General features: G+C 55.7%; 10 protein-coding genes and 2 pseudogenes. 5 read left to right on the top strand and 7 right to left on the bottom strand.

Annotated features, from left to right (window positions below; genetic code table 11):
- The first annotated feature begins 40 nt into the window (after window positions 1–40).
- From CUC55_RS04070 to CUC55_RS04060, 3 genes and pseudogenes are all read left to right on the top strand, one after another.
- On the top strand, window positions 41–2,233 hold the full coding sequence (locus CUC55_RS04070) for a putative bifunctional diguanylate cyclase/phosphodiesterase (RefSeq protein WP_103087054.1): 2,193 nt from the start codon (window positions 41–43) through the stop codon (window positions 2,231–2,233).
- 123 nt (window positions 2,234–2,356) lie between these two features.
- A pseudogene (locus tag CUC55_RS04065) lies at window positions 2,357–2,482 on the top strand (IS110 family transposase); the annotation flags it as partial.
- A 758-nt stretch (window positions 2,483–3,240) separates the two neighbouring features.
- Window positions 3,241–3,990, top strand: a complete 750-nt coding sequence (locus CUC55_RS04060) for an SDR family oxidoreductase (RefSeq protein WP_067653299.1) — start codon at window positions 3,241–3,243, stop codon at window positions 3,988–3,990.
- A 799-nt stretch (window positions 3,991–4,789) separates the two neighbouring features.
- On the opposite strand, the gene CUC55_RS04055 is transcribed toward CUC55_RS04060, so the two are convergent.
- From CUC55_RS04055 to CUC55_RS22670, 3 genes are all read right to left on the bottom strand, one after another.
- On the bottom strand, window positions 4,790–5,071 hold the full coding sequence (locus CUC55_RS04055) for an I78 family peptidase inhibitor (RefSeq protein WP_082760357.1): 282 nt from the start codon (window positions 5,069–5,071) through the stop codon (window positions 4,790–4,792).
- A 399-nt stretch (window positions 5,072–5,470) separates the two neighbouring features.
- The gene (locus tag CUC55_RS04045) at window positions 5,471–5,668 is read right to left on the bottom strand and encodes a hypothetical protein (protein WP_067653304.1); all 198 of its coding nucleotides are present in this window, start codon (window positions 5,666–5,668) and stop codon (window positions 5,471–5,473) included.
- A gap of 64 nt (window positions 5,669–5,732) precedes the next feature.
- Entirely contained in the window at window positions 5,733–6,062 is a 330-nt protein-coding gene (locus CUC55_RS22670; RefSeq protein WP_157940907.1) for a hypothetical protein, read from the bottom strand.
- Between the two features lie 421 nt (window positions 6,063–6,483).
- Here CUC55_RS22670 and CUC55_RS04040 point away from each other — a divergent pair, with 421 nt between their 5' ends.
- Window positions 6,484–7,647 carry a zinc-dependent alcohol dehydrogenase gene (locus CUC55_RS04040; RefSeq protein ID WP_103087053.1) on the top strand — a complete coding sequence of 388 codons (1,164 nt, stop codon included), beginning with the start codon at window positions 6,484–6,486 and terminating at the stop codon, window positions 7,645–7,647.
- A gap of 68 nt (window positions 7,648–7,715) precedes the next feature.
- On the opposite strand, the gene CUC55_RS04035 is transcribed toward CUC55_RS04040, so the two are convergent.
- The 3 genes and pseudogenes from CUC55_RS04035 to coxB form a co-directional block, all read right to left on the bottom strand.
- On the bottom strand, window positions 7,716–7,994 hold the full coding sequence (locus tag CUC55_RS04035) for a hypothetical protein (RefSeq protein WP_157940906.1): 279 nt from the start codon (window positions 7,992–7,994) through the stop codon (window positions 7,716–7,718).
- A gap of 957 nt (window positions 7,995–8,951) precedes the next feature.
- Window positions 8,952–10,544: pseudogene (ctaD, locus tag CUC55_RS23520) on the bottom strand (cytochrome c oxidase subunit I); the annotation flags it as partial.
- Window positions 10,544–11,185 (bottom strand): cytochrome c oxidase subunit II, encoded by a 642-nt coding sequence (gene coxB, locus CUC55_RS04025; RefSeq protein ID WP_157940905.1) that lies wholly within the window; start codon window positions 11,183–11,185, stop codon window positions 10,544–10,546. The gene coxB and the pseudogene ctaD, both read right to left, overlap by 1 nt.
- 81 nt (window positions 11,186–11,266) lie before the next feature.
- Between coxB and CUC55_RS04020 the strand changes: the two genes are divergently transcribed.
- Window positions 11,267–11,764, top strand: coding sequence for a DUF2231 domain-containing protein (locus CUC55_RS04020; RefSeq protein ID WP_103087051.1), 498 nt, complete (start codon window positions 11,267–11,269; stop codon window positions 11,762–11,764).
- On the opposite strand, the gene CUC55_RS04015 is transcribed toward CUC55_RS04020, so the two are convergent.
- Window positions 11,742–12,239, bottom strand: coding sequence for a CopD family protein (locus CUC55_RS04015; RefSeq protein WP_067653316.1), 498 nt, complete (start codon window positions 12,237–12,239; stop codon window positions 11,742–11,744). The genes CUC55_RS04020 and CUC55_RS04015 overlap by 23 nt on opposite strands.
- Window positions 12,240–12,243: the final 4 nt, after the last annotated feature.

Raw genomic sequence — 12,243 nt, 5'->3', positions numbered from 1 at the left:
AGATGCTGTACGCTTTGTCCAACGAAAAGGCAGATGGCGCATGATTAGGCAGTCACAATGGTTCGCGAAATGGGGGCTCCCGGCAAGCGTGTCCGCTTTGGTTGGAGCGATGCTACTCGGCACCCTTTACTGGTCTGCCGCCGAAATTGACGAGGTTGCTGCGGAACGGCAGAAGGGTCTAGCCACCCTCATCGTTTCAAAAATTCGATCTTCTGTCGCTCATGATCAAGAGAGTGCCACCGTGTGGGACGACGCGGTGATCAAAACGAAGGACCGTGATCAGGATTGGCTTGACGTGAACCTTGGGCGGTGGATGAACACCTACTTCAGCCATGATGCCGCCGTCGTACTTTCCGCCAATGGGCTTCCTATCTACCAGTATATTTCAAAATCAGCCAGCACGGCGTCATCAGAAGACCTTCGCTTGGCTTACAGTCCGCTGGCAGAACGGCTGCGCGAGCGGCTGGCCGCTGGAGACCAAGAGGGCATTTCGGACAAGGTCCTGTCAATTGGCGAGAGTGATCTGACCTATGTAGGGAAACGACCTGCTGTGGTCAGTGTCAAACCGATTATGTCTGACACAGGTGAGATCGAACAGCAGGCGGGCGAAGAAAACCAGCATGTTGCGGTGCGGTTTCTGGATCGAGACTTCCCATCTGAANTAGGTAACGAATACCAGTTCGCTGAGATCCAGTTCACAACGGAGATGCCGCGCGACAAGCGCCACTCCCATATCGCTCTCACCTCGAAGTCCGGAAAGGTGATAGGGTACTTTAACTGGCATCCATTTGAGCCGGGAAGAAGGGTTTTGCAGGCAACCCTCGCCGTCATCGGACTTGCTGTCACTGGCATATTCATCGCCGCAAGCTTGGCTGGAGATGCAATCTGGAGACGCTCGGTCAAGCTGAATTCCAATCGGCAGGAGCTCCAACATCTGGCATTGCGTGACAGTTTGACGGGACTGGCAAATAGGACACATTTTAACAGTGAGCTCGAGGCAAGGCTACAAAAGGCATTGCCTGAGGACCTATTGAGCGTGCTTTTTATTGACCTCGACCGGTTCAAGGGGGTCAACGATACCTTTGGACATCCAACAGGGGACAAACTCATTTCCTTAGTTGCTGTGCGAATGCGGGACATTCTTCCGGACGCTCTCATTGGGCGGATTGGAGGTGACGAGTTCACGGTCTTCCTCGAANGGATGAAGGCGGACGACGTCGCTGCCATTGCAGAAAAAATAGTCGTGGGCCTGCGCGAGCCATTTGAAATCGACGGGGCCTATGGCTCCATTGGTGCGAGTGTCGGTGTGGCGATTGCGACAGGTGCGAATGTAGATGCTGTCGAACTGACGAGGCAGGCGGATATCGCGCTCTATCACGCAAAAGCAGCGGGGCGAAATACATATGCGGTGTTTGGCGCCCATATGGACGAACTCCTCCGCACCCGCCGAAAACTGGAGCATGACCTTCGCGAGGCGTTGGCAACGGGGACGCAGATTGAGGTTGTCTATCAGCCGGTCTACTTTGCTGACAGCGCGGGGCCGTGCTCGCTCGAGGCTTTGGCGCGCTGGAAACACCCAGAGCTAGGCCCTATTGGTCCCGATGTGTTCATCCNGCTCGCGGAAGAGATCGGCCTCGTTAACAAGATTGGAGCTCACGTTTTGGAGGACGCCTGCAGCCTGATCGCGGTGTTCCCTTCAATCAGTGTAGCCGTGAATGCATCCACCTCCGAACTCGCTTCCGCTGGCTACCCACTGCGGGTTCTCTCTAGCCTGGCCAAATGGGGGATCGAACCGGCTCGATTGGAAATCGAGATAACAGAGAGCTTGGCCATTAATAGTGAGGAGGATACTGAGCGAAACATCGCGATGCTGAGAGGGGCAGGGGTAAGGTTTGCAATCGACGATTTNGGCACCGGGTACTCTTCGTTCTCAAGGGTTCAGAACGTGACTGTCGACAGGCTCAAGATCGACAAGTCGTTTATCGCCGGGATGGGCGAGGGCCGGAACAGCGCGATTGTCGAAGCGATCATCAAGATGGCGCGTGCCAACGGGCTACAGACAACGGCCGAAGGGGTTGAAACCAACCAGCAGAGAGATGCACTGAAATCATTGGGCTGCGATAACATCCAAGGGTTTTTGATGTCGCGCCCAATAGCCCGATCAGAAGTTACGGCGCTTCTGCAGATGGCTGCCTTAACACCAAGCAGGGCCGCTTCGTCGGCCGCTTGCTAAGTTGCAGGGTACACGAATACCGATGTGCATTGTCGCTGGTTGCTTGCGTGGAGGCAGCATGATCGGGCCTTTCCGGAAATTAAGGGTCTATCAGTTTTGCGAAGCGACCGGCATGACGAGTACCGTCAGCTTACCGGGATGGGTCACGACTGCGTGGTGGTCGCACCGTCCCTGATACCAAAGCGACCTGGTGATCGGGTGAAGACGAACCGGCGCGACGCAGTCAACCTGGCAAGGCTACATCGTGCAAGCACCGCATATCGCGCGCATTGGAAAGAGGAGGCAAGATCGATCATCTGCTGATGCTCAATGTTGGAGGCAGGGCCCCGGTCGGGNAATCTTCGATGGAATTAAGTGGCCGACTACGTCGATGCCCGTGCTCAGATAGAAGCAGCCCCAGGCGTACACACGGAAATGCGGTATCCAACCCGCGTATAAGAGTTTGCAAACCGTCGTCTTGAGGCCCTGTCTCCTACATTGCGCATTAGCTACACCATGCAGGACCAGCCATTATTGGCTGGACGAACAGTCGTGGCCACGCCGCTTGCAAATGAACATAAGAATTCCAACGAGACGAATATTGCGCCAAAGATCGCTGGGGTAGCGGTGTGTGCTTGAGTGTGATCTGCTGTCATTGGCATGATTGGCCTCGAGAGAGTTTTCTAGCGACCTCACTCTGCCACAGTGCGGGCCGCTACTCACCCCTGATGGGAACTCAAGGTGGTAGAAGCACCCATGAGTTTGTCCAAGTTCGCTCTATAACACCCTACTAAGCCAGTAACCTGGCTGCCACGTTGCCGGAGATCCCGAAATTCTGCAATCCATTCAATAACGGGTATCGGCGCAGAGCGACCGACACCTCTGTTCGGCCCGAACCGGTCTTCACAGGCTACGCATTTCACGCGGCCAAGCCCGGACAATCTGCAGTACTTCGATTTCGCATGAAACGGGTGGCGTCAAGCGTCCGTGCTTCTGTATCGCTCGGCCTTCAACAATGGAGGCCACGAATGGGTTTGCTTAAAGACAAGGTAGCTATAATCACGGGTGCATCATCAGGTATCGGCCGCGCCGCCGCGTTACTTTTCAGCGCCGAAGGTGCGGCTGTTGTGCTCAACGGAAGAAACAGTACGGCGCTCGATCATGTTTTGGGCAGTATTCGTGCTGGTGGGGGACGGGCTGTTGCAGTTGCAGGCGATGTCGGCCTGCCGGAGACGCATGCAAGGCTGGTCACAGAGGCCTATCAGTCCTTCGGAGGCTTAGACATCGCCTTCAACAATGCGGCGTCCGTTGGTCCCGTTAAGCCCTTGGCTGAGGTCGAGTTGCCGGAATGGCAGGATACCATCTCAACGACGCTGACCTCTGCCTTCCTTGCGAGTCGCTTTCAAATTCCCGCAATGCTTCAGGCGGGAGGCGGCAGCATCATTTTTACATCGAGCTTCGTCGGTACGAGCGTAGGGCTTCCCGGCATGGCGGTTTATGCCGCTGCCAAAGCGGGCTTAATGGGCTTGGTGAAAGGTATCACCGCGGATTACGGCGGCCACGGCATCAGGGCGAACGCTTTACTACCAGGCGGGGTGGATACTCCTATGGCTGGTGACGAAAGCCAGAAGGCGTGGGCGGCCGGGCTGCATGCAATGAAACGCATCGCACAACCCGAGGAGATCGCGAATGCTGCCCTCTTCCTCGCAAGTTCCATGTCGAGTTTTGTTATGGGTTCATCACTGTACGCGGACGGTGGTAACTCTGCGGTCAAATGATTGTCACCGCCTGAAAATCGCCGCACTGCGGCGATCCTCTCCGTCAGATCGGCCATGTCCGCTTGTGGCGGGTACTGTTGAAAAGCTCCCTGAGCATCGGAAAGGGCGCGTCTTACCGTATCGTCAGGTATAGTTTTCTGACGCGGCGGGAGAGATGAGACCACTTTACGTCTGACGTGCTGAGGGAGCTTGTCATGCGCGATATTATTTCAGTGAGCCCAAAGGAAAAGCCGCCTGCTGGAGTTTTCAACAGTATCGGCGCAAAGCAGACTTGCCCTGCCGTGAATCGAGGAAGCTAAAGCCAAGGGGGCAGATGACCCGCCCCTTCCTACCCTCACAACCCGGCGCAGCCGCTCCAGCCGGCGGCTAAATTGCCGGAGCGAGGGTCGCGTGTTGAAGAGGCAAGTAGAAGAGGTTGGTCATTTTGACTTTGCAAAATCCCGACATTTCAGTGCTGCGGCGCCTCTGATGTATTTNCATACAATTAAGCCATATGACCAACCCAGTCGCCGGTTCGGTTCCTTTCAAGTTGCTTCAGCATTAAAGTTCGACCCCTTTAGGTGCGTAAGAATGACTCCTGGTTGCGCAGCGTGAAATACTGATTGGCTTGCGCGGCGTTTGGTTTGACGGTGTCAACGTTCAACGCCGATGGTGGGGTCACACCTAACTCCGAAACACAGATTGGACCAACGATCCTGCTTCAAGTCTACAGCTTCGACGCCCAACCGACATCCTGAGAGCCCCGGCTCTTTCTCTCGATGACAGGCTGCGACCCTCGCGGCCAGGGCATTACTCTGGTTCACCCGCAGGTGGCCCGGATAACGCGGCCTGTGGCTAGGTCAGTCTCCAGAGTTAACCTGTTATCTCGGGAATCATGCGTGACGGGCTGGCCTGGCGCGATCTGGCGCACGATGGTCGCCCCAGTTCGTTGCCTCGCTTCCTCGTCGCTCTGCCTGGGTTCTCCTATGAGTGATCGGGCCGCTGCAGGATCGCAGCGACGATTGGTAACTTCGTGCCCAGTCGAGCAGGTCACCAAAGCCGTTCCGCAGGATACAAGAAGCGTAACACGGAGAGTTTTCATTGGCTTTTGCCCCTGTCGATGAAGAATTCATATCATTGGTTCGCCGCCTGTTTGTCTGCTGAAACCCTATGTTGGAATCTTGATCGCTCCTATCTCGCGAAAGGTGTGTACCGCGAGTATTCCTCCAACCGTAGAAGTCACTTTCTTTTCAACCTTGGCAAACTTAATCACACAATTTTTTACATAGTAACCAATGCAGTGCCTCAACCCGCGGACTCGTCTTTCCCTTCGATCACGTCGGCAAGCTTTTGGAGAACCGGTGCAGCATCAGCCTCTCGGAGGGCTTGGATTGCTTCTCCCAAAATTGATCGAAGTTCCTCCGACGAAAGGATTCCTACATTTAGGTATGCGTACTTGAGTTTCGAGATCGTTGGCGCATTTGGTCGATCTTCTGTCATGTTATATATCCGTCTGCGCCCTAATCTGCTGTGCATTCAACAGAGAAGCCATATCCTCTGTTTCGTCTTCCTCAAGTGCGATGATTGGAACGTCGTTGACAATGGCGGGTGCCGCAGTCACTGCGTCAAAGATAGTCCAGTAGGGATCGCTCGCGTTTTTTCGCATCGTAAAACGGGCACTAGATTCGGGTTCAGTCATATCCGGTCGCCGGGCGGGTGAGGTATCATTGTACGTTGCCAAGGCAGAATGAAGAGTCAAGACCTTAGCTTTTACCTGTAAAGCTCCCGGCGTCAAAAAACGTCACCGCTAAGCCGCGACGCGACGTCACACCGTCGCAGGCAAGATCAATGCTTTGGTCAGTGAAATTGAGGTCGATCCAGACATCTTGATGCCTGTCTTGAAATGCGAAGATCATGCGCGACATACATGACGCCAGGTGCCGCCGGATATGCCAATGGCGCTGGCAGGTAACCACTCGGCATATTTTGGCCTCTTCGCGAGCCTGCTCTTCGAGCAGCAGGATCTGCCGGCAGTATCGGCTACCTTCCTTGGTCAGGGTGACGCATCGGGTGGTTCGACCAAGAAAAGACATGCTAACCGCCCCTTTCAAGCGCGTTGATAGGGCTTGGGACCATCGAATACCCGACGGCGAGTTTCCGGACCTGTTCTGAGAACTGCCGTTCTTTGCAACACGCACAAAGGCTCGCATGCGATCCAAATCATGCCCCATATTATTCATTTTTGGGAGAATTCGTGATCTGCAAATCGCTTGGTGGCCAAAGTCCTGAGGCCGACCATTGCCGTGCACAGTCCTCGGCTGGGAACTCTCGACAATCAGTCGAGTTCTTGAATGAGACCATCTGGAACAAAACGGCCGGCCGACCTTGCAGCAATCTATGTCCATCTTGCCGACAATGGCGCAAGTTTTTCCGCCGAGCAGGTTTACGGCGCAGGGGGCGGAGGCAGCCAGCCATGATTACGAATACGATGATGCACAAATTGGAGGATAGAACGTGAAAGCTCTAACATGGCATGGCAGTGGTGATATCCGCTGTGAGGAAGTCGATGATCCGACCATCCAGCATGACAGAGACGTCATCATCAGGGTCACCAGTTGCGCGATCTGCGGATCGGATCTCCATCTTTATGGCGGTTTTGTCCCCGGAATGCACGCGGGTGACGTAATGGGTCATGAGACAATGGGCGAGGTGGTCGAGGTAGGTCGGGGCATTTCGAAACTGAAAGTTGGTGACCGCGTGGTTGTGCCCTTCACCATCTCTTGTGGAGAATGCCGTCAGTGTAAGTGGGGCCAGTTCTCGCTGTGCGAGCGCTCCAATCCCAACGGAGCGATGCAAGCAAAACAGATTGGTTACCCAACTGCCGGACTGTTCGGATATTCCGAGATGTATGGTCGCTTTCCAGGTGGACAGGCACAGTACCTTCGTGTTCCCTATGCCGATGTCGGCCCGATCGTTGTTCCAGACGGTCTCACTGACGAACAAGTGCTGTTTCTCTCCGACATCTTTCCGACCGGTTATATGGCTGCCGAGAATTGCGACATCAAGCAGGGCCAGACCATTGCCGTGTTTGGATGTGGTCCTGTTGGGCTATTTGCCATCAAGTCGGCTTTCCTTCTGGGAGCGGAACGGGTGATTGCGATAGATACAATCCCTGAACGTTTGGCCCTCGCACGGCAATCCGGGGCGGAAACGCTCGACTATTCAGACGAAAGTCTGCAAGAGCGCATTCTCGATATGACGAATGGTCTGGGACCTGACGCCGTAATCGAAGCTGTCGGGATGGAAAGTCATGGTGCTGGTGGGATTATGGAAACCCTTCAAACCAAGCTGACCTCCACGGAGCGGCCTTATGCGCTGAGTCAGGCGATCCTCGCGTGCAGGCCCGGCGGCACCGTGTCTCTTCCGGGTGTGTTCGTCGGTCCGGCAGTCCCTGCACCGCTAGGCGCCCTGGTAGGCAAGGGGCTGACGTTGAAGACAGGCCAAACGCATGTCCAACGCTATCTGGAACCTCTTATGCAGTTGATTGTCGACGGCAAANTCGATCCTTCTTTCCTGATTACGCACCGTATCGGGCTCGAAGAAGGACCAGAGGCCTACAAGACGTTCCGCGACAAGACGGATGGTTGCGTCAAAGTGGTTATAAAACCCAATGGCTAATGTATGAATAAGGGTGCCCGCTGCGTGAGGATAGCGGGCACCTTACTGTGTGAAGCCTAGAGCGGCGTTCAACACAAATCCAGCCACAAAACGCCTGGAAATATGATCATGGTCGAGAAGAGACCTGCGGCCGCACAGTAGCGTCCGATCTTCACGATCGCCAAATGGTCAGCCTCTTTTCGTCGGGCCAGCACATACATCGCCACTGACAGAATGGCCGACGCCGCTAGGATTGCGACAAGTATCAGTCTCAACATGGGAATGCCGACTAGAAAAGCAGTATTCCAGTTCGCTTTGCATCCCACGGCATGAACGCCGTAGAGCGTGATGAAATAGATGCTCCACAAGATGAATGGCCCCAGAATAAGGGATATCAGACGATATCGGATGGCTTATCCTCCCGGCGGCAGGGTGGTGAGGAGATGTGGATACAGCCACGCGATGAGGACAATGCCTAAACAGTAACCGTGCCAGAGAGAGCTGATCCGTAGATCGTTCTGACGCGCATCGGAAATATATTCGCCCGTGCGCCACAGGCCAAAGCCGGCAAAGACCAGACCAAGGCCAAGGTGGAAAGCCAGATAGCATGAGACTGCGAATTCGACGGCGTTGAGGGCCGTAGACGTGGCGATGGTAGAACGTCCGTGCAATTCCACCAGCAACAGCGTCGCTGCCAGACCATAGGCGATGAGCGATGCGAGAAACATCGGACGATACAGCCCCTTTTTCAAGCCCGATGCCGCGCCTGCGCATGCTGCGAAGATGGCAAGGGGTATAATCAATGCATCACCCGCGGTGGATACCAGGTCGGTCTTTGGCCTCGGACCAAGGTTCGAGACCCACAAGAAGAGGCCGCCGAACAACAGCGATGCAAACAGCGTGGCATTGGCAACGAGCACCAGACGCATTGCCAGAATGGTCGGCGCCTCCAGGCTTTCAAAATGCAACGGAAGGCGACAGTCGCTGGAGGCTGCGAGGGGGCCACGGTCTGTCTTGGCATCCGGGTTTCTAGTCCAGAGCAGGAACAGCCCCAGCGTTGCCAGGCCGAAAATTACCGCAACCGGATAGAGCTTCAGCAGAAGCGATACGAAGACCCCACCAGTGGCGATCGCTGTGAACAAGGNCAGGTAGGTCGGTCTCGGCAGAAGGATGATTTGATTGGGCTCGCCGGAGATGGCATCGATCCCTAGCGTTTCCATCCATCCATTGCGTGAAAACCCCAGATAGCCCTTGCCTGCGGCTAGTTCCGCCGCAAGCTTGTCGATCGGCAGATTGTCGGCCCGTTCGGAAATGTGAGGGATCGACGCGAAACTGTAGGACGGGGGAGGTGTGGGCATGGCCCACTCAAGCGTACCCGCTTTCCAGGGATTGCGTCGGAAGGGCTTTCCGAAGATGAAGATCAACACCATGTCGAGTGCAACGAGCACGAAGCCCATGGCCATGATGAAGCTGCCAAAGGAAGAGAGCAGGTTCAACCACTCCCACGGTGAACCCTCAGGGTATGCATAAATTCTGCGCGGCATGCCCAGCAGACCAGTCAGATGCATCATGAAGAACGTCAGGTTGAACCCGACAAAGATCATCCAGAATGCCGCATGCGACAGATGCTGCGCGGGCTGACGTCCGCTGATGTGGGGTATCCAGTAATAAAGACCCGCAAGCATCGGAAACAGAAAGCCGCCCACCAACACGTAATGCAGATGCGCCACCACGAAATGGGTGTCATGCGCTTGCTGGTCGAACGGGACCATGGCCAGCATCACGCCGGTCAAACCACCCATGACGAAGACGACGAAGAAGCCGATGACATTCAGCATCGGCACATTCAACTGCGGGCGTCCCTGCGCAAGCGTCGCAAGCCAGGCGAAAATCTGGATCGATGTGGGAATGGCGACGAGTGCACTGGCGGCCGAGAAAAACGACAGGGCGACATGAGGAATGCCGACGGTGTACATGTGATGCACCCATAGCCCGAAGGACAAAAAGGCCATGGCCATCAGCGCGGCGATAATGATTTCGTAGCCGGTTAGCGTCGCTCTCGCAAGCACCGGAATGATGGTGGACAGCGCGCCTGCGGCCGGCAGAAAGATGATGTAGACCTCCGGGTGTCCAAATAACCAGAAGAGATGCTGCCACAAAAGCGGATCTCCGCCTCGGTCGGGATCAAAGAACGGCAGGTCGAAGGCGCGTTCCGCTTCCAGCAGAATCGAACCGAGGATGAGGGGTGGAAACCCGACGAGCATCATGCCGCCGACCACGAGCATGTACCAGGCAAAGATCGGCATTCGCACCAGTGACATTCCCGGTGCACGCATGCGAACGATCGTGATCACGATTTCGATTGCGGCACTGATTGCGGAAATCTCCACGAAGGTGATGCCCAGCAACCATATATCCGCATTGATACCGGGGCTGTATTTGGATGAGGAGAGCGGCGTGTACATAAACCAGCCGCCATCCGGGGCAATGCCCGTGACGAGGGCGAAGATCAGCATCGAGCCGCCGAAGAGGTAACACCAGTATCCATAAGCGGATAATCTGGGAAAGGCCAGGTCGCGCGCACCCAGCATCTTCGGCAGAAGATACATGGACAGGCCTTCGAAAANCGGGATCGCAANCAGGAACATCATGATGGTCCCGTGCATGGTGAAGACCTGCGCATATTGCGCAGCATCCATGAACCCGTTGGAGGCCGTCGCCAGTTGCGTGCGGATCAGCATGCCCAGAAACCCGCCGATTGCGAAAAACACCAACGCCGTTACCATGAAACGTTTGCCGATGACATTGTGATTGACTGCGGCAAATCGCTTGATGCCCGAACCGGCATCCCAGATCGCATCAAGCTGCCTGTGCAAGGCGATTGGAGACAGCTTCTGAGTGGGTATGGATCGGTCCATCACTGGGCTAACTTCCTCAATACGTTTNCAAAGTCGGTTTCGTTATGGGCCTGGACACGGAAGTTCATGCCCGCATGGCCTTCCCCGCAATATTCCGAACAGACTCCGCCGAATGTGCCTTCGATATCTGCGAGCAGCGTGATCGTGTTGACCTGACCGGGAATGGAATCGATCTTGCCGCCAAGCCGTGGCACCCAGAAACTGTGTATGACATCGACGCTGGTCGTATCGATTTNCACTGGCAGACCCACTGGAATGTGCAGAAGGTCTCGGGAGACCACCCGCCTGCCGTCGGCCTGATAGGCGAACTCCCAGCTCCACATCCGCGATGTTGCCGAAATCGTGACCGCAGGGCGCGGTGTATTGGCGCCGAACATTCTCTCACCATGATAGAAGGCATGGCCCAACAAAGCGATGAGGATGGGAATGGGCATGATGATGCCGCCCAGTACGATCCAGCGCTTGGGATCGATGGATTTAAAACGCCCCCGCGCCATTAGGACGGTGACGAGCAGGACCATGACGAGCGCGAAGATGATGACCGAACCTGCCAGCATCGCCCACCAAAGTTTNGCAAANGCTGCCGTTGAAGGCCCGGCGGGATCGAGCGCTGAGAGGTCGCCTTGACAACCAGAAAGCATGGCGCCCGCCAGACCCAACGGGATCAAAGGCCGGAACCGGAAAGTGGATCGCCGTGTTGATAGCCAAACAGGAGCCGATGGATGCCAGAAACAGAGAAGTCGAACCCAGTGATCTCCAAAGTGGAAGAGAAGACCACCAACTCCGCTGTTGCGGTGGCTGGTCATCCCCTTCACGCCATGACGGTGCATTTTCCCATCGCACTGGTGATTGCCACTTTGGCAGCGGACGTCATGTTCTGGTGGAACGGCGACAGTTTCTGGACGAGGGCGGCACTGTGGGCATCGGGTGGCGCTTTTTTCAGCGGCATCGGGNCCGGATTGATCGGTACTGCGGAACTGCTGCTGGTTTCGGGTATCCGCGCACGCGTGGCCAGCTGGGCGCATGGTATTGCCGCAATGTCTCTGATTGCCGTTGCCGGTGCCAACTGGGGCGGACGTGTAACCGAAAGCATCGCGGTTCTTCCGCACGGGCTGGGTCTCTCGCTTCTGGCATCCGTTCTCACCGGACTGGCAGGATGGCATGGTGGCAAATTGATCTTCGATCATGGCATCGGCCTCATGGTATCTCCCAAGGACTGATCTGCGAGACGATCCGCTTGAGTGCGCCTGGCTCTGCCCATCCTGATGGCAGAGAGAAAGGTGCTTCCGGTCGCGCCAGAACCAGAAAGAAAATACCGCCCACCACCACGCCGCTCGCTATGGTAACGGAGACAAAGCGCCATACGGGATAAACTTCGCCATCCTTGAAAAGCCGGATGATGACGAGCCCGGTCATGACGTGGATAACGACCATGATGCCGACAAGTGCGAGCTTCATGGAAAACCAAGCACTGAACGGATATTGGAGAAAAATAAGACCGGTCCCTGTCGCAATTGCGACGAAAGCTGCGGGCGAAAGAACGCGAACGTAAGAGAAACGGACGATCTTCTGAAGTCGATAGAGATCATTGTCCTTCACGATGTGCGCGCGCTGCACGTAGAGGCCCGGTAGGCTGACAAGCCCGGCTGCCCACACAGAAATGGCCATGATGTGCAGGAATTTGACGAATACCATCGCG

Origin of the sequence: Agrobacterium bohemicum (genome assembly GCF_002896715.1) — a bacterium.
In the GTDB taxonomy this organism is placed as follows: domain Bacteria; phylum Pseudomonadota; class Alphaproteobacteria; order Rhizobiales; family Rhizobiaceae; genus Agrobacterium; species Agrobacterium bohemicum.
The sequence above is the reverse complement of the archived record's forward strand: the minus strand, read 5'-3'. Positions and strand labels throughout refer to the sequence as shown.

What these genes read in the sequence shown, in the direction of transcription:
- CUC55_RS04055 (WP_082760357.1), bottom strand. Translation starts at nt 5,071, where the DNA reads ATGAAAACTCTCCGTGTTACGCTTCTTGTATCCTGCGGAACGGCTTTG.
- CUC55_RS04060 (WP_067653299.1), top strand. Translation starts at nt 3,241, where the DNA reads ATGGGTTTGCTTAAAGACAAGGTAGCTATAATCACGGGTGCATCATCA.
- CUC55_RS04015 (WP_067653316.1), bottom strand. Translation starts at nt 12,239, where the DNA reads ATGGTATTCGTCAAATTCCTGCACATCATGGCCATTTCTGTGTGGGCA.
- CUC55_RS04045 (WP_067653304.1), bottom strand. Translation starts at nt 5,668, where the DNA reads ATGACTGAACCCGAATCTAGTGCCCGTTTTACGATGCGAAAAAACGCG.
- CUC55_RS22670 (WP_157940907.1), bottom strand. Translation starts at nt 6,062, where the DNA reads ATGTCTTTTCTTGGTCGAACCACCCGATGCGTCACCCTGACCAAGGAA.